General features: G+C 47.4%; 19 protein-coding genes. 8 read left to right on the top strand and 11 right to left on the bottom strand.

Annotated features, from left to right (window positions below):
* The first annotated feature begins 130 nt into the window (after positions 1 to 130).
* Positions 131 to 1513 carry an N-acetylglucosamine-specific PTS transporter subunit IIBC gene (gene nagE, locus D5S11_RS15465; RefSeq protein ID WP_015239387.1) on the top strand — a complete coding sequence of 461 codons (1383 nt, stop codon included), beginning with the start codon at positions 131 to 133 and terminating at the stop codon, positions 1511 to 1513.
* A 126-nt stretch (positions 1514 to 1639) separates the two neighbouring features.
* The gene (locus D5S11_RS15460) at positions 1640 to 2083 is read left to right on the top strand and encodes a YfmQ family protein (protein ID WP_007408492.1); all 444 of its coding nucleotides are present in this window, start codon (positions 1640 to 1642) and stop codon (positions 2081 to 2083) included.
* 40 nt (positions 2084 to 2123) lie between these two features.
* Here D5S11_RS15460 and ltaS read toward each other — a convergent pair whose 3' ends face one another.
* The gene (gene ltaS, locus D5S11_RS15455; RefSeq protein ID WP_062623279.1) at positions 2124 to 4061 is read right to left on the bottom strand and encodes a lipoteichoic acid synthase; all 1938 of its coding nucleotides are present in this window, start codon (positions 4059 to 4061) and stop codon (positions 2124 to 2126) included.
* A gap of 246 nt (positions 4062 to 4307) precedes the next feature.
* Here ltaS and D5S11_RS15450 point away from each other — a divergent pair, with 246 nt between their 5' ends.
* The gene (locus D5S11_RS15450; RefSeq protein WP_003155597.1) at positions 4308 to 4685 is read left to right on the top strand and encodes a DnaJ family domain-containing protein; all 378 of its coding nucleotides are present in this window, start codon (positions 4308 to 4310) and stop codon (positions 4683 to 4685) included.
* A 9-nt stretch (positions 4686 to 4694) separates the two neighbouring features.
* Here the strand turns inward: D5S11_RS15450 and D5S11_RS15445 are convergent, their stop codons facing one another.
* Genes D5S11_RS15445 through D5S11_RS15435 form a run of 3 tightly spaced genes read right to left on the bottom strand, consistent with a single transcriptional unit; the run spans position 4695 to position 5659 of the window.
* Positions 4695 to 5126, bottom strand: a complete 432-nt coding sequence (locus tag D5S11_RS15445; protein WP_003155596.1) for an Hsp20/alpha crystallin family protein — start codon at positions 5124 to 5126, stop codon at positions 4695 to 4697.
* 15 nt (positions 5127 to 5141) lie between these two features.
* Positions 5142 to 5384, bottom strand: coding sequence for a spore germination protein (locus D5S11_RS15440; protein ID WP_003155595.1), 243 nt, complete (start codon positions 5382 to 5384; stop codon positions 5142 to 5144).
* Positions 5385 to 5398: 14 nt separating this feature from the next.
* Positions 5399 to 5659 carry a spore germination protein gene (locus D5S11_RS15435; protein ID WP_007408496.1) on the bottom strand — a complete coding sequence of 87 codons (261 nt, stop codon included), beginning with the start codon at positions 5657 to 5659 and terminating at the stop codon, positions 5399 to 5401.
* A 269-nt stretch (positions 5660 to 5928) separates the two neighbouring features.
* Between D5S11_RS15435 and treP the strand changes: the two genes are divergently transcribed.
* From treP to D5S11_RS15415, 4 genes are all read left to right on the top strand, one after another.
* On the top strand, positions 5929 to 7344 hold the full coding sequence (gene treP, locus D5S11_RS15430) for a PTS system trehalose-specific EIIBC component (protein ID WP_032872301.1): 1416 nt from the start codon (positions 5929 to 5931) through the stop codon (positions 7342 to 7344).
* Positions 7345 to 7419: 75 nt separating this feature from the next.
* Positions 7420 to 9105, top strand: coding sequence for an alpha,alpha-phosphotrehalase (gene treC, locus D5S11_RS15425; protein ID WP_108725101.1), 1686 nt, complete (start codon positions 7420 to 7422; stop codon positions 9103 to 9105).
* A 21-nt stretch (positions 9106 to 9126) separates the two neighbouring features.
* The gene (treR, locus tag D5S11_RS15420; protein WP_007408499.1) at positions 9127 to 9843 is read left to right on the top strand and encodes a trehalose operon repressor; all 717 of its coding nucleotides are present in this window, start codon (positions 9127 to 9129) and stop codon (positions 9841 to 9843) included.
* A gap of 132 nt (positions 9844 to 9975) precedes the next feature.
* Positions 9976 to 10641, top strand: coding sequence for an NAD(P)H-dependent oxidoreductase (locus tag D5S11_RS15415; RefSeq protein ID WP_020955501.1), 666 nt, complete (start codon positions 9976 to 9978; stop codon positions 10639 to 10641).
* A gap of 35 nt (positions 10642 to 10676) precedes the next feature.
* On the opposite strand, the gene D5S11_RS15410 is transcribed toward D5S11_RS15415, so the two are convergent.
* The 3 genes from D5S11_RS15410 to D5S11_RS15400 form a co-directional block, all read right to left on the bottom strand.
* Positions 10677 to 11438: a YibE/F family protein gene (locus D5S11_RS15410; protein ID WP_047935447.1), complete on the bottom strand. Its 762-nt coding sequence runs from the start codon at positions 11436 to 11438 to the stop codon at positions 10677 to 10679.
* Positions 11435 to 12574, bottom strand: a complete 1140-nt coding sequence (locus tag D5S11_RS15405) for a YibE/F family protein (RefSeq protein ID WP_108725100.1) — start codon at positions 12572 to 12574, stop codon at positions 11435 to 11437. Before D5S11_RS15405 ends, D5S11_RS15410 begins: the two co-directional genes overlap by 4 nt.
* Positions 12575 to 12783: 209 nt before the next feature.
* Positions 12784 to 17076 (bottom strand): multifunctional 2',3'-cyclic-nucleotide 2'-phosphodiesterase/3'-nucleotidase/5'-nucleotidase, encoded by a 4293-nt coding sequence (locus tag D5S11_RS15400; protein ID WP_108725099.1) that lies wholly within the window; start codon positions 17074 to 17076, stop codon positions 12784 to 12786.
* 220 nt (positions 17077 to 17296) lie between these two features.
* Between D5S11_RS15400 and D5S11_RS15395 the strand changes: the two genes are divergently transcribed.
* Positions 17297 to 17812 (top strand): type 1 glutamine amidotransferase domain-containing protein, encoded by a 516-nt coding sequence (locus D5S11_RS15395; RefSeq protein WP_003155578.1) that lies wholly within the window; start codon positions 17297 to 17299, stop codon positions 17810 to 17812.
* 20 nt (positions 17813 to 17832) lie between these two features.
* Here D5S11_RS15395 and D5S11_RS15390 read toward each other — a convergent pair whose 3' ends face one another.
* The 4 genes from D5S11_RS15390 to D5S11_RS15375 all read right to left on the bottom strand — a co-directional run bounded on the left by D5S11_RS15390 (position 17833) and on the right by D5S11_RS15375 (position 21932).
* The gene (locus D5S11_RS15390) at positions 17833 to 18864 is read right to left on the bottom strand and encodes a LacI family DNA-binding transcriptional regulator (protein WP_108725098.1); all 1032 of its coding nucleotides are present in this window, start codon (positions 18862 to 18864) and stop codon (positions 17833 to 17835) included.
* A 136-nt stretch (positions 18865 to 19000) separates the two neighbouring features.
* The gene (locus D5S11_RS15385) at positions 19001 to 19885 is read right to left on the bottom strand and encodes a shikimate dehydrogenase (protein WP_108725097.1); all 885 of its coding nucleotides are present in this window, start codon (positions 19883 to 19885) and stop codon (positions 19001 to 19003) included.
* A 65-nt stretch (positions 19886 to 19950) separates the two neighbouring features.
* Positions 19951 to 20712 carry a type I 3-dehydroquinate dehydratase gene (aroD, locus tag D5S11_RS15380; protein WP_024085013.1) on the bottom strand — a complete coding sequence of 254 codons (762 nt, stop codon included), beginning with the start codon at positions 20710 to 20712 and terminating at the stop codon, positions 19951 to 19953.
* Positions 20713 to 20738: 26 nt separating this feature from the next.
* Positions 20739 to 21932: an MFS transporter gene (locus tag D5S11_RS15375; protein WP_007408506.1), complete on the bottom strand. Its 1194-nt coding sequence runs from the start codon at positions 21930 to 21932 to the stop codon at positions 20739 to 20741.
* Between the last annotated feature and the right edge of the window lie 118 nt (positions 21933 to 22050).

The following is a 22050-nucleotide window of genomic DNA, read 5'->3' as shown; positions in this document are numbered from 1 at the left end:
TCAAGCTTACCACAACTGGTTTATAAATAGAAAACCAACAAGCCTTATGTGAATAAATGAAGGAAAATTGGTATAGATCACTAGATAACTTATGTGGTATATTTAAGAAAAAAGAAGGGGGATGGGTAAAATGCTTCAATTTTTGCAAAAACTCGGAAAATCATTTATGCTTCCGATTGCCGTTCTGCCCGCCGTTGGTATTATTTTGGCCATCGGCAGAGAGGACTTATTAAATATTCCGTTCATTTACGCGGCGGGGACCGCGGTATTTGATCATCTGCCGCTGATTTTCGCGATCGGAATTGCGATCGGGATTTCGAAAGACAGCAACGGGGCCGCCGCTCTGTCGGGAGCAATTTCTTATATCATGCTGGACGCTGCTGTAAAATCAATCAATTCGACAAATAATATGGCCGTTTTCGGAGGGATTATCGCGGGGTTAATTGCGGGATACACGTATAATCGCTTTAAGGATACGAAGCTGCCCGAATATCTCGGGTTTTTCAGCGGGCGCAGGCTCGTTCCGATTGTAACGGCGCTGATTACCATTATTTTGGCGGGGATCTTCGGATTTGTGTGGCCGCCGATTCAGTCGGTGATTACGTCTTTCGGAGAATGGATGATCGGGCTTGGCGGAATCGGCGCCGGGATTTACGGGATTTTTAACCGGCTTTTGATTCCGTTCGGTCTTCATCATGTGCTGAATAATATTTTTTGGTTCCAGTTTGGCGATTTTCACGGAAAAACGGGAGATCTGGCCCGCTTCTTTGCGAAGGATCCGACGGCGGGAACTTATATGACGGGATTCTTCCCGATTATGATGTTCGGGCTTCCGGCCGCATGTCTGGCAATGATTGCCGCGGCTAAGCCAAGTAAGCGCAAAGCGACGGCCGGAATGATGATCGGTCTCGCGCTGACGGCATTTATTACCGGAATTACAGAGCCGATTGAATTTGCATTTATGTTTTTATCACCGCTTTTGTACGGGGTTCATGCTATATTAACCGGGTTCTCTTTATTTATCGTGAATGTTCTCGGAATCAGGTCAGGTTTTTCATTCTCGGCGGGGGCGATCGATTATCTCCTCAGCTACGGCATTGCCGAAAAACCGCTTTTGCTGCTCGTTGTCGGGCTTTGTTATGCGGTGATCTATTTTGTCGTCTTCTATATGCTCATCAAAACGTTAAACTTGAAAACGCCGGGACGGGAAGATGATGAGGAAGAGGAAGAAGTGCTTAGTGAAGATACGGCCGGTTCCGTCGAAGAACATGCCATGCTCAAGGGGCTCGGCGGCAGGCAAAACCTTGAAACGATTGATCACTGTGCGACCCGCCTCAGGCTGACCGTGCAGGATACGTCTCTCATTAATGAAGCGGCGCTTAAAAAAGCGGGAGCAAAAGGGGTTATCAAAACGGGGAATAAAACGGCGCAGGTCATTATCGGGCCGAACGTCGAATTTGTCGCGGAAGAGCTGAGAGAAGCCGTCCGCCGTGACGACCAGAAGCAAACTTGAAAAATCCGGATCACCTAGGTGATCCGGATTTTTTTTGAACATATATCAAGTTTCACATAATGTACAAAAAACAACGTTTTCTTCTATGTTAAGATTCAGGTAGAACAAGTATGGAGATGATGTAAGGTGACATGGATTGCAGTTGTTTCAATTGTTGTCATAAGCCTGATTAAGATTGTGCTGACATGCCTTCCTACCGGAGCGGTGGAATGGATCCTCCGCAAGTTTGAAACCCATTCAAAGCTCAGTGACGCGTCCGCTGCCGTTTCCCTCGGCGGAAAACGTCTGGAAGGCGAAGACAAACGCCGGGTGATTGATGATTTTAACGAAGCCGTGTTTATCGAACGGCATTATATATACCCAGGGGATGAAGAGCGTTATCTTCATCCGCAAAACGGAGCCGATCCGCTTGTCATTAAGACGAGAAAAGGAAAAAAAGATGTGACGGTGTTTGTATACAGCTACGAAGATCATGTAGATGTCGTCAAACAGCAGAAAAAGAAAGTCGTCGCTTATTCAGTTCTTTCCGACAGCCTGCAAAAGCGCTCTATGGCCGCCGCCGGGAGCTGAACATAAAAAAGCCAGATCATTGATATGATCTGGCTTTTGTTTATTCTTTTTGATCATCTGCTGAGGAATCTTCACGCTTCGTATAATCAAATTGTGAAGGGTCCACTTTCTTAAAGCCTTTCGGCTGATAGAAACGAAGCAGATCGCCGTTGATGATCTTATCAGACATTTCAAGCTCAGTCTTGACGAGAGAGTCTTCTTTTTTGTCGACTTCTGAATCATCTAAAAGTCTTCCGGTTTTCGTATCGTAATACTTGCCGGACACTTTCGTATAGTTCGGTGAGATGAAGTCTCCGTTACGGAACGGAATGACTTCTCTGTGCTCTTTCGATAAGATATCTGAACCTGACATGAGATAATCTTTCGTATCGACGCCGAGCAGATGAAGAACGGTCGGCGCGACATCGACTTCACCGGCAAATTTGTGATTGCGGCCGCCTTTCACGCCGGGAGCGTGGATAAAGAGCGGCACCCGCTGAAGCTGGGCATTGTCGTATTCAGTGATCTCATCTTTGCCGAGCACTTTCGCCATCGCTTTATTATGGTTTTCGGAGATGCCGTAGTGGTCTCCGTACATCACGATAATCGACTTATCGTACAGGCCGTCTTTTTTCAGGTCATGAAAGAACTGTTCAATTGATTCATCCAGATAGTTCGCGGACTGGAAGTAGTTATTGACGACTGAATCGCCAAAGTCTCCCGCCGGGAAGTCCGTGTCTTCTTTATCCATTCCGAACGGGAAGTGGTTGGACAGCGTAATGAACTTCGTATAGAACGGCTGCGGCAGGCTCTTTAAGAGCGGCATGGATTCTTTGAAATACGGTTTGTCTTTCATGCCGTAGTTTTTCGTGTTTTCTTCGCTCATGTCATAATAAGCGGAATCGAAAAACTTATCGATGCCTTCCGCTTTGTACATTTCGTTACGGTTCCAGAAAGTCTGCGTATTTCCGTGGAAAGCGGCAGACGTGTACTTTTTGCCTTTTAAGATCGCAGGAACGGACTGCAGCGTGTTTTGCGCTTTATTGACGAAAACCGAACCTTGCGAAAGCGGGTACAGAGAGTTCTCCATCATAAATTCCGCATCAGATGTTTTACCTTGTCCCGTTTGGTGGAAAAAGTTATCAAAGTAGAATGTTTGATTATCGTGCGCCAGCTTATTTAAAAACGGCGTCACTTCCTTGCCGTTAATTTTATAGTCAATGATAAAGGATTGCAGAGACTCTAATGAGACGTAGATGACGTTTTTTCCTTCGGCTTTTCCGAAGTAGACGTTATTCGGCACGTCATAGTTGGCCTTCATATAGTTTTCCACATCCGTTACATCGCTTGAATCGGCAAGCGCGCGCTGGCTGTTTGACTTCACATTCTGCACAGCATCGTAAATCGTAAAGTTGTACGTGCCCAAGTATTTCACCAGATAGTTTCGGTCAAATGAGCGTGTCAAAAGCTCGGGACGGTCGGATTCCGCGACGGCGAGGTTGATCAGGAACATAAGCACGGCGGAAGCCAAAACGATTCTGAATGATTTCTTCGCCGGTTTTTCAGCCGGTTTTCTCATCTTAAGGGCCAAAATAATCAAAATGACGGTATCCAGGAAGTAGAAGGCGTCTGTCCATCTCATTAACGAGAACGCGCTGTCTCCGAGCTGGCCGCCGTTTGTCTTTGCCTGCATCATGACCGGGATGGTAATGAAATCATTAAAGAATCTATAATAGACGATGTTTGCAAAAAGCAAAAAAGACAATAAAAAATGAATCACAATAATGGCTGTCTGCTGTAATTTTTTCTTGAAAAGAAGCCCAAGTCCAAGAAAGAACAAGCTGGAGCTCAGCGGATTCACAAAAAGCAATATTTTCTGGATCGTGTTGTCTATGCCGAGGTTAAAGTTTAAAATATAAGCGACATATGTTTTCACCCACAATAACACGACCGCTATCAAGAAGAAGGCAAGTCCTCTTTCTTTTATAAATGTTTTCATTGTTACACTCCTTTTTTCCGATCACGGTTTACACGGAACGATAGAAAAAACGAACGTAATCAATATACCATGAAACCAGCAAATAGAAAAGGTGGAAAAGGCTCATCGGAAAAAGGGCGAAAAACGCTGTCGCAACGGGGGTTGATCTGTTGAATGACAGCTTTAAAACATATAAATGGCACAAACTGGGCTTTGTGTTTCCCTTTAATCATACCCGGTTCTATTGAAAAAAGGAGGTGAACAGTGATGGATATCGCCCATATCGTGGCTGAAGATAAAATCAAGCGCGCCATTAAGGATGGAGAGTTCGCCGGCATCAACGGAATGGGAAAGCCCCTGCCGAAAGACGATGCCGCACATCTTCCGGAGTCGCTCAGAATGGGCTACCGCATATTAAAAAACGCCGGGATCGCCGAGGATGAGGGCGCGCTGAAGAAAGAGCTGATGACGCTCGATTATTTGATCGCCAAGTGCCGCAATGAACAGGAGCGGGATCACCTGCGGAACAAACGGACGGAAAAACAAGTCAGACTCGACAAACTGACGGAGGAGAAAGCCATGTTCTCAAAACCCGCATCTTCTCATTATAAGGAGAAAGTGTACAGACGGCTGGGCCGCCCGTAAGCCGGCTCTTTAGATTTTTTTCTGAAAAGGAATGTGCTCCATAAGGCGCGGGTAGGAAATGTGGAGCAGGCCGTTTACGCACTGCGCCTGTAACAGGTGGGGCTCAGCCGGTTCAGGAAGCTCAATCGTCTCATCGATTTCCCCGTAATACCGGTTTTGGCAGACGCCCATGTTCTTTGGAAAAAGGGGTGTGATGTTTCCTCTGATATGCAGCCGTGTTCTTGACAGCAGCCTCAATGTCAATTCTTCTTCGTAAACGCCGGGCATTTCCACAATGACAAATGTATGCTGTTCATCCTGATAAATATCATAAGTCAGGGTGTTTTTTTGTAAGGAGAAAAAATCTTCGGGAGATTTCCGTTTCAGGACATTGGTCCAAAAGTCGCTGGGCTTGTGCTCGTTCGTAATCTCAAGCCACTTTCTCATTTTTTCGATATCCACTTCGGCAGAACCTCCCTATATTTGATTTGCGATCGGCATTGACGGGTTGGCGATCTGATCCTGATCGCTCACGTCAGGGTCAAGATGGCCCGAATTCAAACATCCGGCGGCCGGCGAAAAATCCCCTAAAGAAAAGTTCGCGCCGACAAATTTGCTGTTGGCGGTGTGGCTGTTTTGCACGGTCTGACCGATATCGACGTTTCCGTTTTGCGTTGCTCCGTTTACTTTTATATTGACGACGTTAATTTGGTAAGGCATTCATAAAAACCCCTTTAATCTATAATGGGCGGCACCGGCGTAATATTTGCGGTATCTGCGGTTCCGATGGCTGTCTGGTCGTTGACATCAGGATCATTTAACAAGTTCTCCATCATCGATTCTATAGGTGACGTATCGCCGAATGAAGAGTTCAGTCCTTGTGATTTGTTATTTGTGGTGGGACTGTTGTATGCCGCTTCCCCAATCGTAATAGATCCGTTGCCAGAAATACTGTTAATCTTCAAATAGTACAGGTTGATAACAGTGGATGGCATCTCTTCACACCTCTTTAACTTAGTTGTACAGTACTGTATGCTTTTTGTGCTCCTGTTGTGAATTCCGCCCGGACATGTTCCCGATAAACAAGAAGTCAAGGCCCGGTTCCGGCGGGGCTTTTTTTGTTTCAGGGTCTTTCGCAGTATATTTGTGATGAAAGCGCTATAAAAATAGATTGACGACATGTATATACATCATTACAATAGAGTCATAAACATGTATATACAAGTTTGCAAGACAAAATGAAAACGGTTACGGAGGGGATGGCATGGGTGAGTTTAACCGGGCTGCGCGGCAGATCGCTGAAGCTGTCGGCGGAATCGAAAATATTGAGGCGGCGACTCATTGTGTGACGCGTTTGCGGTTTGCATTAATAGATGAAACCAAAGTAAACCAAAAAATGCTTGATGCAATAGACATTGTCAAAGGATCTTTTGCGGTAAACGGGCAGTTTCAAGTCGTGATCGGGCAGGGGACGGTCAACAAAGTATATGCGGAATTAGTGAAGGAAACGGGGATGGGTGAAGCGTCCAAGGATGACGTGAAGAAGGCGGCGGCGCAAAACATGAATCCTTTACAGCGTGCTGTGAAAACGCTTGCGGACATCTTTATTCCGATCTTGCCGGCGATCGTCACGGCCGGGCTGTTAATGGGTCTGAACAATATATTAACGGCGGAAGGCATTTTCTACAGCGCCAAATCGATTGTCCAAGTGTATCCGCAATGGGCGGATCTCGCCAATATGATTAATCTGATCGCGGGGACGGCCTTCGCTTTTCTGCCGGCTTTAATCGGCTGGTCAGCAGTGAAGCGGTTCGGAGGAAGCCCGCTCTTGGGTATCGTGCTCGGGCTGATGCTGGTGCATCCTGATCTGTTAAACGCATGGGGCTACGGGGCTGCCGAGCAGAGCGGCGATATTCCGGTGTGGAACCTGTTCGGCCTTGAGGTGCAGAAAGTCGGATATCAAGGTCAGGTGCTCCCGATCCTGCTGGCGTCTTATTTACTTGCCAGGCTTGAGCTCTTTTTGACGAAACGGACGCCGGAGGGCATTCAGCTGTTGGTCGTCGCGCCGGTGACGCTTTTGGTCATCGGTTTTCTATCCTTTGTCATCATCGGTCCGATTACCTTTGCGATCGGTAACGCGCTGACGGCGGGATTGATTGCCGTTTTCGGACAATTCTCCGCCATCGGAGGCCTGCTGTACGGAGGGCTGTATTCGGCGCTTGTCATCACGGGGATGCATCATACGTTTCTCGCGGTCGATCTTCAATTAATCGGATCAAAGCTCGGCGGCACATTTTTATGGCCGATGCTCGCATTGTCAAATATCGCTCAAGGATCTGCGGCTTTGGCCATGATGCTGATTACAAAAGATAAAAAACAGCGGGGGCTTTCACTGACGGCCGGCATTTCCGCATATTTGGGCATTACCGAGCCGGCGATTTTCGGCGTGAATCTGCGTTACAAATTTCCGTTTGTGATCGCCATGATCAGTTCGGGAATCGCGGGGATGTTCATCTCCGTCAAAGGCGTTCTCGCAAGCTCGGTCGGAGTCGGCGGCGTGCCGGGGATCTTCTCCATTATGAGCCGGTACTGGGGTCCGTTTGCGATCGGAATGCTGATCGTGCTGATTCTCCCGTTTGCGGGAACATACGGGTATGCGCGGCTGAAACGGCAAAAATAGAAAACCTGCGGGGCGCCTTCTATCAGGCTGTCCCTTTTCCCTTTCAATTCAAAACATTACAGGCGGTGAAGAAAAATGAAAACAGACAGCACACCATGGTGGAAAAAGGCAGCGGTATATCAAATTTATCCGAAGAGCTTTAATGATACGACGGGAAACGGGATCGGTGATCTGAACGGTATTATCGAGAAGCTTGATTATTTGCAGAAGCTTTTGATTGATGTCATTTGGCTTACGCCGATTTACGATTCGCCGCAGAATGACAACGGTTATGACATTCGCGATTACTGCACCGTTTATGAAGAGTACGGAACGATGGAGGATTTTGAACGCCTTCTCGATGAAGCGCACAAAAGAGGAATCAAGGTCGTTATGGATCTTGTCGTCAACCATACATCAGTCGAGCATCGGTGGTTCAAAGAAGCGGTCTCGTCACCCGACAGTCCGTATCGGGATTTTTACATTTGGAAAGACGGAAAGGAAGACGGCCGGGCGCCGAACAACTGGGAATCAAAATTCGGCGGTTCCGCTTGGGAGCTCGACCCGGCGTCAGGCCAGCACTATCTGCATTTATTTGATGTGTCGCAGGCCGATTTGAACTGGGAAAATGAAGAGATGAGAAAAGAGGTTTACGACATGATGCATTTTTGGTTCCGGAAAGGGATCGACGGTTTCCGGCTGGATGTGATCAACCTCATTTCTAAAGACCAATCGTTTCCTGATGCCGAGGATGGGCGTGACGGGCGCCCTTATTATACGGACGGGCCGCGCGTGCACGAATTTCTCCATGAGATGAACCGGGAAGTGTTTTCGAAATATGACAGCATGACGGTCGGTGAAATGTCCTCGACAACGGCTGACCACTGCATCCGGTACACAAACCCTGAGAATAAAGAACTCGATATGACTTTTAACTTTCACCATTTAAAAGTGGATTATCCGAATGGTGAAAAATGGGCGCTCGCTCCGTTTGATTTTCTGAAGCTGAAACGGATTTTAGCGTTTTGGCAGACGGAGATGCAAAAAGGCGGAGGCTGGAACGCATTATTCTGGTGCAACCATGACCAGCCGCGGGCCGTATCCAGATACGGAGACGACGGCGTATACCGGACGAAATCAGCCAAAATGCTGGCGGCGGCCATTCATATGATGCAGGGCACGCCTTACATTTATCAAGGTGAAGAGATCGGCATGGGCAATCCGAAGTTCGATGACATCGGCTCATACCGCGATGTCGAATCATTGAACATTTACAAAAAGATGAAGGAAGAAGGCGTGCCCGAAAAAGACATTATCGCCATTTTAAAAGAGAAATCAAGAGACAATGCAAGAACCCCCATTCAGTGGAACAGCGGGCCGCACGGCGGTTTCACGACGGGAACGCCTTGGATTCCGGCGGCGGATGATTATCGGGACGTTAACGCGGAAGCGGCTTTGCGGGACCCGGATTCAATTTTCTATCATTATCAGAAGCTCATCATGCTCAGAAAGGAATATGACATCGTGACGGAAGGAACGTTTGAGCTGCTTGCTGAAGACGACCCGGCGGTTCTGGCGTACGTCAGACACGGCAAGGATGAAAAACTGCTGTGCATCAACAACTTCTACGGGAAAGAAGCGGACTTTACGGTTCCGCTTAAAGACACGGACGGCTGGCGGTTTACGGTGCTGCTGACGAATGATGAACCGAGGGAAGGGCGGCCGGAACGATTGACGCTCCGTCCGTATGAATCGATCGTTTATCATCTGACAAAAGCGTGATACACTAATCTGGGTGGTCAAATGAAAGTGAATAAATACATCACAATCTATAAAGATATGGTGCGGCAGATCGAAAGCGGCCAGCGGCAGGCTGAAGACGTTCTTCCGTCTGAAAATGATTTGTGCGATCAATACGGCACATCACGAGAAACCGTCCGCAAAGCGCTCAATATGCTCGCGCAAAACGGCTACATCCAGAAAATCAAAGGCAAAGGCTCCGTCATATTAGACAGAGAAAAAATGCGTTTTCCCGTCTCAGGCCTGATCAGCTTCAAAGAGCTTTCGGAAACGCTCGGAAAAGAGACGAGAACGACGGTTCACCGTCTCGGGCTGATCCTGCCTCCCTCAGAAGCCGCAAAAGAGCTTGGTACAGAAGCGGATGAAAAGGTGTGGGAAGTCGTCAGATCAAGACGAATTGACGGAGAACATATTATTTTGGACAAGGATTACTTTGTGAAAAAACATGTGCCTCTATTGACGAAGGCGATTTGTGAAGATTCGATCTATGAGTATCTTGAAGGAGAGCTCGGCCTGTCCATCAGCTACGCGCAAAAGGAAATTGTCGTGGAGCCGGCGGGGGAAGAGGACCGGAAGTATTTGGATCTCGGCGGATTCAGTCATATGGCGGTCGTGAAAAACCGCGTCTTTTTGGAGGATACCAGCCTCTTTCAGTACACGGAAAGCCGGCACAGGCTCGATAAATTCCGTTTCGTCGACTTTGCGAGAAGAGAAAAATAAAAACGGACTGCCGCGGCAGCCCGTTTTTTTGTCAGTATCAAAATGAATACTATCCAACAAAAATGTGCGTACTGGTACTTTCAAAAATAATGGCTACAATAGTACATAACGATTGAAAAGGAGAGATCATGAATGTCAGATAAAAAACAGCAGATCATCGAAGCGTATCAATTCAGACACGCCACAAAGGAATTTGATCCTGAGAAAAAAATTTCAGAAAGCGATTTTGAATTCATTTTAGAAACGGGAAGATTATCCCCAAGCTCACTCGGTTTGGAGCCTTGGAAATTTGTCGTCGTTCAAAATCCGGAGCTTCGTGAAAAACTCCGCGAGTTCACATGGGGCGCGCAAAAGCAGCTGCCGACCGCAAGCCATTTCGTACTTCTGCTTGCCCGGACGGCAAAGGATATCCGTTTTGACGCCGACTATGTCAAAAACCACTTGCGGGAAGTCAAAAAAATGCCGGAAGATATGTATGAAGGCTATATCAGCAAAACGGAAGATTTCCAGAAAAATGATTTCAATCTGATTGAATCAGATCGCGCGCTGTTTGACTGGGCATCCAAACAGACATACATCGCTCTCGGCAATATGATGACAGCCGCTGCGCAGATCGGAATCGACTCCTGCCCTGTAGAAGGCTTCAACTACAAAGAAATTCACCGGATTCTTGAAGAAGAAGGGCTTCTGGAAAACGGAAGTTTCGACATCTCTGTTATGGCCGCATTCGGCTACCGTGTCAGAGAACCGCGCCCGAAAACAAGATCTGCCTCAAAAGACGTTGTAAAGTGGGTATAAGATAAAAAAGGCTGCCGGGCGTGTCCCGGCAGCTTTTAACGTTTATTCGGTTTTGCTAAAAAACAGGCGGTGATCCAGGATGTAACGGGAATGATGATGCCGATCCCGATTCCGGCACAAAGAATGGTGACGGCTTCCGCACTGAATACTTTTGAGTTCACTATTTTTTCAGCTGAGTATGATAAGTCTTTAAACCAGATAATTAAAGCCAAATAGCTGCCGAAAAAAGCAAAGAATAACGTATTCGTATTCGTTCCTAAAATATCTCTCCCGATGCTTAATCCGAATGTGTACAGATCTTTTCTGCTCATGGACGGATTATGACTGTAAATTTCCCGCATGGGTGAAGTAATGGAAATCGCGACATCGGTAATCGCCCCTATCGTGCCCATGATGATCATGGCTGCGGTAACCTTCACAAAATCCACCCCGACAAACAGTGTGAATATGCCGATATCACCCAATTCTTCTTCACCGAATCCCTGAATCGAAGTATGTTTTGTTACAGACATAATAAAAAACAGCAGCAGTACAATCGTCAGCATTGCAGAAATAAAGGCGGTTACGGTTTTGACGTTTCCTCCATTAATATAAAAAAGAGTAATGCTGCAAATCACGGCGGAAGAGAGCAATGTTAAAACAATCGGATTGATGTGCGGGTCTGTCATTAAAATGATGGTGAGAAAGAGAACGCCGAAATTTAAAAATAGCGCAATAAAAGACCTCGCTCCTTTTTTTCCGCCGATGATGACCATCAATAGAAATAAAATCGCCGCGAGAATTACGATGACATTCATGAGCTTGCCTTCTTTCGTTTAATAAAAAAGATAGAAGCATACAGACTGGCGGGTATGGCTAATACGATTCCGATCCCTCCGGCCAATGCTCTGGCTATTTCCAAGGAAATGTTCATAGAAAGAGTGAATCCTATCGGGGAATCATTTTTCAAATACAACAGCATCATCGGAATAGAGCCGCTTATATAAGCAAAAAACAGAATGTTGGTCATCGCCCCCATGATGTCTTTTCCGATCTCCATCCCGGAACGTCTGAGAGCTTGTAATGAGATTCCCTTGTTTTCTTCATATAATCTGAAGACAGATGACGTCATGGTAATGGCTACATCCATGACCGCTCCCAGTGATCCGATAAATACCCCGGCCATGAACACCGTGTGATAAGGGCGGGTTAAATACTGCATTTCCTCATATCTGAGACCTTTCTCACCGGTTGCCAGCATCACCAGATACGTAATCAGCAGGGAAACGAAAGTGCCTGCGAGCGTCGCGGCAATGGCTGCATATGTTTTCGCGTGAAAACCGCTGACAAGCAGCAATGAGATGACAGTAAAGATGAGAATACAGATACCGCAGATGAAAATTAACCCTATATTAGGATGCTTCCTGTACAAATCTAATGCAAACGACAGTAAAACGGCGTTAAACATCAGGCTGACGATCGAAAAGAAGCCTTGTTTTTTGCCGACGATAAGCAAGGTGAAGATGAAAACCCAAGCGATCAGCAAAAGCTGCTTATCCCGTTTTTTATCTATAATGCTTCCCGATATATCCTTGTTTGATGGTTTCCCTTTATCAATAGAAACGAATACTTCATCGCCAATCGAATATTTCTGATCATTCGCTCCGGATGATGAATACTGATTGGACAAATGAATGAGCTGTCCTTTCTGACTGCCGTTTTCAAGTCTGGCAGTGATCGTCTGATTGAAAATCTTATCTTTGTTTTTATGCATGTCCTGTACGTCAGACTGATGTTCCAATGTTGTTTTCGTCACTTTGGCAATCGGCCGCTCATAAAAAGAAGCGTTGTGAGTGACGAAAATGAGCGAGCTGATAAAACAGAGCGCTGTTATCACGTAAAACAGCTTTTTCTTGTAAGACATGCGGTTTCGTTTGTGTCCTGTTATCTTCAAAAAAAGTCCTCCAAACAGGCGGCGCCGTATGAAAGAGAGGCCCTGCCGTGAAGTGTTAAACGATGCGGATGTATGTCTTTCGCGAATAACGTTCATATTTTATCACTCGGCCGTACGGCTGTCGACTCAGAGGGGGACCGAGAGAAAAAGCTCCCCTGAAATCAGATCAGGAGAGCTTTTGGATGAACCGCCCGATAAAAGCGGTCTTTTTATGCTTCGTTCACTTTTTTTGCTTTTCTTCTTTGATGCAGATACAGTGCCGTTCCGAGCGCGCTGATGAGAAACCCGGCAAGAAGGATGGAATACATCGTTGTGGCCGTATCAGGAAGCAGGCCGCCCGGCGATACTCCGTCCTGTGCAGGGCCGGATGACGGTTTTTGTCCGCTTGGCTGCTTTCCGGAGCCGTGGTCTCCGCTTGTCGGCGGCGCGCTCTTCGTGTTTGCGTTTAATATGGTGTATTCACTGAAATGATTTGTATAGCCCGTGACGAGATCGTGTGAAACCGAACCGTTGTCTGTTTTTGTATAGACGTTCTTTTTCCGGTCTACATGGTAAATGCCCGGCTGTTTCGCCTTTTTCGTATTCTCAATGCGCAGGGTGAGCTTTACCGGCGCTTTGAATGTTTTGATGTCTTTGTTTTTCTGCTTCATTGTAAAGTCGTATACATTTGAAAGCGCCCCGCTTACTTTTCCTTTCGGCGTCACGCCGAATCGTGTATCAGCTGAAGCAGCGTTTGCCATCGGCATTTTCATGCTGAACTTGTCATGCAGGATCGTAAGGGAAGAATCCGATGTTCTGTCCTTTAACAGGCCGATTTGTTTTTTGGTCACGCTGAGATCAATCGGCTTTTTGGCGCCGTCATTCTTATCGTAATACACGATCGGCGTGTTGGCGTTTTTGGCATAAACGGCAAATGCGCTGTCATCTTCAAGCGTCCACGAACCGTTTTTTTGTTTCGTCGGCAGATACACTTCCTGCGCGCGGCCGTCAACTTTCGGTTCCACCGCTTTTCCCGCTTTTTCAAGCTGCTCGGTGAAGACCTCATAGTCGACAAAGCCAAGGTCTTCTTTATGGGACGCTTCGTTAAAGACGGAATATCCGTCTCCGCCTTCACCGACAAAGTTACTGGTGGCGACTCTGTATGTCTTCTTATCAGAAATCGGCTTTACGCTGCCGTCATCCTGTACGGCCGCAGCTTGAAGAACGCGGTGTCCCGGCTTTTTATTCAGTGTAAACGTGTATGTTAAACCGGCAACTTGAGGGAAGGCGCCGCCTTGAGCCTCAATTCCGCTTAACCCTTGCTCCAAGGCTTGTTTGATCTGTTTTCCGGTTAAATCCGCGACGTAAAGCGTGTTGCCGAACGGCATCACATTCAGCACATCGCCGAGTGTGATGTCTCCTTTATCAATGCCCGCGCGGATGCCGCCCCCGTTTGTGATCGCGATTTGGGCGCCGGCCGCTTCCTTCGCTTTTTGCAGCATACCGTCCGCGATGAAGTTTCCGAGATTGGTTTCTTTGGAGCGGACATGCTCGCGCTGGCCGTCAAGTGCGACCTTTGTTGAGCCGACTTTTTCATTTTTGACGGAGACGAGCTCTTTTTTAAACGGATCAAGCTCTTTTTTCAGATCCGGGTCTTCTTTCGTCTGCTCGTTCACTGGCAGCGCCTGAAGAGAGGATTGTTCCGGCAGGACGATGCCGTTTTTGTCAAATGCGACATCGACACGGCCTAAATATTCGCCATATTCTTTTGCCTGGGCGACGATGGTCGGCTCTTCGTTTTTGACAACTTCCATTTTATCTACAAGCGTATGCGTATGTCCGCCGACGATCAAGTCGATGCCTTTTACCTTTTTGGCAAGATCGAGATCACGCTGATGCCCGATATGGGTCAGGGCGATAATTTTATTGACATGTTCATTATTCTGTATTTCTTTTACTGTATCTTGTGCGGATTGGAAGGCATCATGAAAGACAATGCTATATCCCGGGCTTGATGTGACGGACGTATCTTCTGTCGTTAAGCCGAATACGGCGACTTTTTCTCCGTTTACATCAAGCAGAATGTATGGATAGATGCCTGCTTTTTTCTTTTTCCCTGCCGTAAATGTGTCTGCTTTTTTCATGAATGGTCTGAGTTTTGACTCTTTGGACACATCGACATTTGAGCTGACGAGCGGAAAGTCAGGCGCTTGAAAATTGTATTTTCCGGACGGGTCAGCCGCGCTTCCGTTCCCGCTCAGGAAGCTGGCGAGAGCACCCGGGCCTTTATCAAACTCATGATTTCCGAAAGTCATTGCGTCGTAACCCATGCTGTTCATCAATTTTAAATCAGCCAGCCCCTGCCACTTTGTGAAATAGAGATCGCCTGAGAAAACGTCTCCCGCATCCAGCAAAATGCTGCGGTCGGTTTCGCTTCTGATTTCTTTGATTTTCGTCATCCGCCTCGCCGCGTTATCAAGGTGGGCGTGCGTGTCGTTTGTATGCATAACGGTGAGTTTCCATGCGTCATCTTTCGGCGGATCTGTGCCCGGTTCATCATCTTTGAATTGGAGCTTGTACTGTCCGTAGCCCGCGTTTTGTGATTCACCGATATAGGCGACGTCATCTGCGCGGTCGGCAAACGGCTTTGCGGCCAAGGAAGATTCAAATGTCATGTTTGCCCCTTTGACCGGAAGGATGGACCAGTTATGATCAGCCTGCGGATTAATCGTTTTCTGCTGGATGATGTAATCCATTAAGACCTGCCTGTTCTCATCGGCAGAAGAGTATACGATTTTATCATTGCTTAAGTGAGGGAATCCTCCGCCGCCTGAAGCGCGGTAATTATTTGTGACGATCAGAAATTCCTGCTTGGCGCTGACGGGCTTTCCTTGATAAGAAAGGTTGACGATCCGGCTTGCATCGGGATGAATGACTGTTCCGTTTTCGTTGTATTTCGCCGGTTTTGTGACATCGACCTGATAGGTGACACCGTCAATGACATCAAAATTGTATGAGCGGTAGGCGTCATTTAAAAGCGCTTGGCTGCCGCCTTTTGCCTGATCGATCTGATTAAATTGCCCTGCGGACATTTCGAGCCAGTCCTTCACTTCGCTTCCGTTCAGCTTGACGATCTGAACCGTGTTGTCATACAGGTACAAATCGCCGATATTTTTGATGGCGAGGTCGCCAGCGGAAATGTTTGTATAGTAGTTTGAGCCGTTCCGCCCGCCGGCTTTAAACGGGGCGCCCGCCGAGAGGATAGGCAGATCTTTGTATTCCGTATCCTTCATCTTATTTTCGGCGTACCATTTTTGCGCATCCGTTACGATTTGAATGGACGGATCATCTTTGACTTGGGCGAAGAAACTGTTGATATCGGCTTTTGTCTGGCCGACGGGTTCTCTGATGTATTTCAATGTGCCTTCGTGCGCTTTTTTGACGGTATTGACGACGGTTTCGTTTTCCGACGTCACATTGCCGGCAATCGGCTCGATGCTGCCTTTTGCATCTTCCACATGCCACGCGCTGTCTGTTTTTTCAAGCCGGAGGTCGATGACGCCCGCATATTTGCCCCAGCTGCTTGACATGACAACGGGGATGCCGTTAATCGTGCCTTTATCGACGTCAAATTGATCAGCGCCTTTGTATTCGGCATCAGGGAAAAGCCCGTGCTGATGGCCGGATACGATCGCATCAATTCCGCTGACTTTCGTTGCCAGGTCAAAAACGGCGTTTTCCGCTCCGGAAGACTGCGCTTTTTTTTCGATGCCGCTGTGGGCGAGGGCGATGACGATATCGGCTCCTTCAGCTTTCATTTTCGGAACGGTTTTCTTTGCGGATTCCACAATGTCTTCGACCTGAACGCGGCCTTCGAGATTTTTCTTATCCCACGTCATGATTTGGGGAGGAACAAAGCCGATGTAGCCGACTTTTATCTGATGCTTGCCGCCGTTTTCATCCGTGACGGTTTTGTCTTTTATGACATAAGGCGTATAACGGTTTTCGCCGCTTAATGTTTTCACATTGGCGTTAACGATCGGATAATCAGCGCCTTTGATTGTCCCGTCCAGAAATTCAAGCCCATAATTAAATTCATGATTGCCGAGTGTTCCTGCGTCATAATGCAGACTGTTCATCACTTCAATGATCGGATGGGTCTTTGCGCCTGAAATAATATCATTTTTCTCATATTTTACGGCGTATTCTCCGAGGGGATTCCCCTGAATCAGGTCTCCGTTATCGACAAGCAGCGTATTCGGGTTTTCGCGCCTGTGCTTCTCAATAAGCTGAGCCGTTCGGGCCAGCCCGAATTCCGTTGTCGGTTTGTCGCTGTAGTAATCGTAGTCCATCATGTTAGCGTGAACGTCAGTTGTGGCTAAAATGCTGAGATTCACACTGGAGGATTTGTTTTCTTCTGCTTTAATGGGTGATGTTGGGAGGATTAGACTAAGTATCATAACTAGGGGCAGCAGAATACGGAGTGTCATATTGACGCTGCATCGTCTTTTCTGTATTCTCACCTGTTCTCCACCTTTCAACAAATTTTGTCATGCAGTACCATTGTAAGAATATTTTGTGAAAGTTCATATAGATTTCATGATGATTCTTGTAAAAAGATGAAAAATGAGGATAATGACCTATGTAAAACGGATGAGCGGCAAACGCGTTACCTATGTTTGATGTTAGTGTGGCTGGGGTACATGGATTTATGTAGACTTCATCAAGCAGGAGGTAGTAACTATGGGTAAAAAAATTGCAGTTGTATTAACGGATTATTTTGAGGATGTCGAGTATACTGAACCTGCGAAAGCTTTTAAAGATGCAGGTCATGAATTAACCGTAATTGAACAGGAAAAAGGAAAAACAGTCAAAGGCAAACAAGGGGAAGCGGAAGTGAAAGTGGATGCGTCCATCGATGATGTGAATCCGAAAGACTTTGACGCATTGCTGATCCCGGGCGGATTCTCGCCTGACATGCTGCGTGCGGATGACCGTTTCGTCCAATTTGCCAAAGCGTTCATGGATGATAAAAAACCGGTGTTCGCCATCTGCCACGGACCTCAGCTTCTCATCAACGCGAAAGCATTGGACGGGCGCAAAGCGACAGGGTTTACATCAATCCGAATCGACATGGAAAACGCGGGCGCAAATGTGGTGGATGAAGAAGTCGTTGTCTGCCAGAACCAGCTGGTCACAAGCCGCACACCGGATGACATACCGGCATTCAACCGCGAATCATTAAAACTGCTTGCGTAATATAAAAGCGGAGCGCCGTATCAGGCGTTCCGCTTTTTTTGTGAAGATTCCCGGATAACCAGCTCAGGCGCCAGAATAATGCGTTGTTTTTTGTGCTGGGAACTGGTGATTTTATGATGCAGCAATTGAGCCGCTTCTTTTCCCGACTGCCGCGGAAAGGAAGAAACGGTTGTAAGCGGGGGATAAGAAATTTCAGCTTCCGGCACGTTATCAAAGCCGACAATGTCAATATCTTGGCCCGGAATGAGCCCGGCTTTTCTGATCCCTTGCATGACGCCGAACGCGACCAAATCACTGAAGCAGAAAATCGCGGTCGGGCGCTCAGACCGGCGGAGGAGCTCCGTCACGGCTTCACAGCCTGCTTCGCGGGTCGGCGCGCTGTCAATGACATAGTCATTTTTTACTTCCAGATCCGCTTCACGGAGCGCTTTTTTAAACCCTTTCATGCGCTTCGTCCATGTTGATGAGTGCTTCACGCCGCCCAGAAACGCAATCTCCTGATGGCCTTTCTCAATGAAATGACGCACTGCCTTATAGGTGCCTTCCTCATAATCTGCTCCGACAAAATCACAGTCGGCATCGGCAATCTCCCTGACGGCGAGCACGACCGGAATGTCAAGCTGCTCAAGGCGGGAAAGGGTTTCCTCAGCCGTACCTGAAACCGGACACAAAATCAATCCGCCGACCCTGTGCTCCAGCATGGTCGAGATCAGCTGCTCCTGCTTGGCGACGGAATCAAATGTCGTGCCTAACAGCACCGTTAATCCGACTTCCTCAAGCGTATTCTGAACGCCGATCAGAAACTCTGAGAAAAACGTATTGGAAATGTCAGTAATAATCAATCCTACCGTTGTGGACGTCTGTGATCGTAAATTCGCGGCGACCCGATCATATACGTACCCCAGCTCCCGCATGGATTGCAGCACTTTCTCACGGGTCGCTTCGGAAATTCGCGGATTATTGCGGACGATTAATGAAGCGGTGGATGTTGAGACGCCGGCATGTTCAGCGACCTGCTGCAATGTCACCCGGCGTTTTTTTTGCTGTTTCATACGTCGCATTCCTCACTTGGTTTTTATTCGTTACATCCATTATAAGCGTTTTGGCGCATGAGAAGAAAGAGAGAGGGGGAGAAAATGATAAAGCGCCGGAAGACGGATTGTCCTTCGGCGCTTCTGTCACAATAGGTTATTCAAACATTTGCTCTTTAATATACTGAACCGGCATTTCACGGCCTGTCCAATATTCAAACGCCATGGCGCCCTGCCAAAGCATCATGCCGAGGCCGTTAATGGTGTTGCAGCCGGCCGCTTGAGCTTGTTCAAGCAATTTCGACGTAACGGGGTTGTAAACGACGTCTGTCACAATCAAATCCGGACGGAGCATGGATGTATCTTCAATGACGCTCAAGCCTTCAAGCGGTTTCATGCCGACACCTGTTCCGTTTGTGAAAATATCGCTTGAAGCGATTTCAGCACGCAGCGCATCTTGATCTTCGAGCGGGAAGACTTTCGCTTTGCAAGAAGATCCCTTCATTTCTTCATTGATGATGCGGACGTTTTCTTCCGCTTTTTCGAAAAACGCGTCATTGCGGGCGAAAATAGAGATTTCTCCGAGGCCTTCCAATGCGGATTGAATCGCTATCGGAGTGGCAGCCCCGCCGGAACCGATCAGCGTCATTTTTTTGCCCGTGATATCGATGCCGTGTTCTTTTAAGTTGCGGACGTATCCCATACCGTCAGTGGAGTGTCCGATCAGTCTGCCGTTTTCATTAACGACTGTATTCACCGCGCCGGTGAATTTCGCTGAATCCGCGAGTTCATCGAGGTAAGGGAGAATGTTCATCTTGTTCGGCATCGAGACATTGAAGCCTCTGACGTTTAAGGCGCGCATTCCCGTTACCACATCTTCCAGCTGTTCATTGCCGACTTCAAACGCGAGGTAAGCGTAGTTCAATCCTAATTTTTTAAACGCCAGGTTGTGCATCGCCGGAGATAAAGAGTGTCCGATCGGTGTTGCGAATAATCCGATAAGCTGAGTTTTTCCGTTAATCCGTCCTAAATCTTTCTTCATGATGTATTCCTCCGTTAGTCCATTCATTTGTTTTTCAACCCGCTTTGAGGGCAGAAAAACGCTGATTACATATGTTTATTTAAAATGCTGAGTACGCTGCGCAATTCTTCAACGGGAATCTGTCCGGGCGCTGATGCTTCTTTGCCCGCTCCGAACGTGCACGCTGAACCGAAGACTTCGCCGGCCAGGCGGCTGATCAGACCTGTTCCCGCCATTGACATCGTGATGATCGGCCGGTCTGCGTATTGTGTTTTCATCGTGTGAGTGGCATCCAATAAGACGAAAACATCTTCAGTGCTTTGCGGCATCACCGCGATTTTCGGAATGTGCGCGCCGTACGCCTGCATGTTCCGCAGCCGAGAAATGATTTCTTCTTTTTTCGGTGTCTGATGAAAATCATGATTGGACATGACGACATATACGCCGTTGTCTTCAGCGGTTTTCACAATTGATTTGACTTCCGCTTCTCCCGTAAACAACTCAACGTCTGCAAGGTCAATGTGTTTTGTTTCGATGGCGGTTTTAAGCAATTCAATGTAAAAGCGGTCATCAATAACTTTATTTCCGCCTTCTTTATGAGTTCTGAATGTGAAAAGCAGCGGTGTTGCGCCTGCGGCTTTCCGCAGCTTTTCAAGCATGCCTTTTACGGCGTCCAGGCTGTCAACGTGCTCGTACACATCCGCCCGCCACTCAATGATATCCGGGCGAAGCCTGTTGACGGCTTCAATTTCTTCGAGCAGTTCTTTCTCTCCGGCCGCCATCAGCGGCACAATGATCTTCGGAAGCCCTTCGCCGATGACCGTGTTTCTGATCGTGATAGATTGCATGATAAATCCTCTCCCTTAAAAAATAGTCAGGCTTTCATCACTTGCTTAAAGCGGATTCCGATAAACAATGCGAGAAGGGCGCTGACGGCCGCAATTCCGATATCAAGCAGAAAAACAGGCGTCAGGCCGGCCGCTTTGGAGATCGCTCCCGTTACAAGCGGAATGACAATAAAAGATAAGCTTGATGCTATATTAACAAAAGATGTGATCGTACCTTTATTTTTAGGGAATAAAACAGCCATAACCGTCATCGCCAATTGCAGAATACCCGCAGTTGAAAGTCCGATGACAAAGGAGCTGATGACTGATACGGCCGGCTGATGAATGAAAATCAGAGCAAGCAGCGCGATTGCCGCGATCACAGGGTACAGCACCATTACCGTAATCGGCTGAATCACTCTGTTTAACAGCACGGCCAGCAATAATACGGACACAAGCGCACCGATGCTGTAATAGCTCAGCAATTTGACAGCCTGCACCTCAGGCATGCCCAAAACGGTTTGCCCGAACTTAGGAAGCCATACTTGAACGAGCATAAACAGCGCCGTAGATGAAAAGCCTAACAGAATGATCGCAAGACCTTCGCGCCATATCGACGGCTGTGATGTGAACGCGTCATCAGACGGAGAGGCTTCCGTCCGGCCGCCGTCTTCTTTTTGCTTATGATTCGGAAACGGAACTTTTAACAGGAAAAAGCCGTTCAGGAAGAAAATAATGCCCGGTACGAAAAACGTCCAGCCGTAAAACAAATGCCTGTCCGCAATAAACGCGATGAAAAACGGAAGCACCGTCGCGCCGATGGATACAAACGCTTTGATTAACACGGTTGCAGAGCTTGCGTTTTTCGGAAATCCTTCAATAAGCGCCGGATATGTCCCGGAATCCAAGAAGGAATTGGCGATCCCTGCGAAAATGGCGAAGATAAACGCGGCCGTATAGTTTGTCGAAAGCGGAATTCCGATTAGGAAAATCAGATACAGAAAGGCGCCCGACACGATAAACGGCCGTCTCCCGAATGTATCCGAAAGCTTCCCGGCAAACAGAAGCGAAATCAGCTTCCCGATCCCGATGGCGGAGACCAAATAGCTGACCCCGGCTGCGGATGTATGAAGCTGTTTTGATAATGCCTCCATATTGGATGCGATAATAATATTGATCATGCCCAGCAGGAAATAATTAATATAAAGACCCGCTGCCATTTTGGTGTATATGTTTTTCATGATGACATCCCCTAATGCGGTTAATAAAGAATTAAATTAATTTTTAAATTAACAAAAGCGCAGAACCATTCCCCTTTATTGAACCACTGCCTTTCTTTGAAAACTGGTTTGATAAAAC

The sequence above is a fragment of the Bacillus sp. L75 genome, from assembly GCF_003676355.1.
Taxonomy (GTDB): Bacteria; Bacillota; Bacilli; order Bacillales; family Bacillaceae; genus Bacillus; species Bacillus velezensis.
The sequence above is the reverse complement of the archived record's forward strand: the minus strand, read 5'-3'. Positions and strand labels throughout refer to the sequence as shown.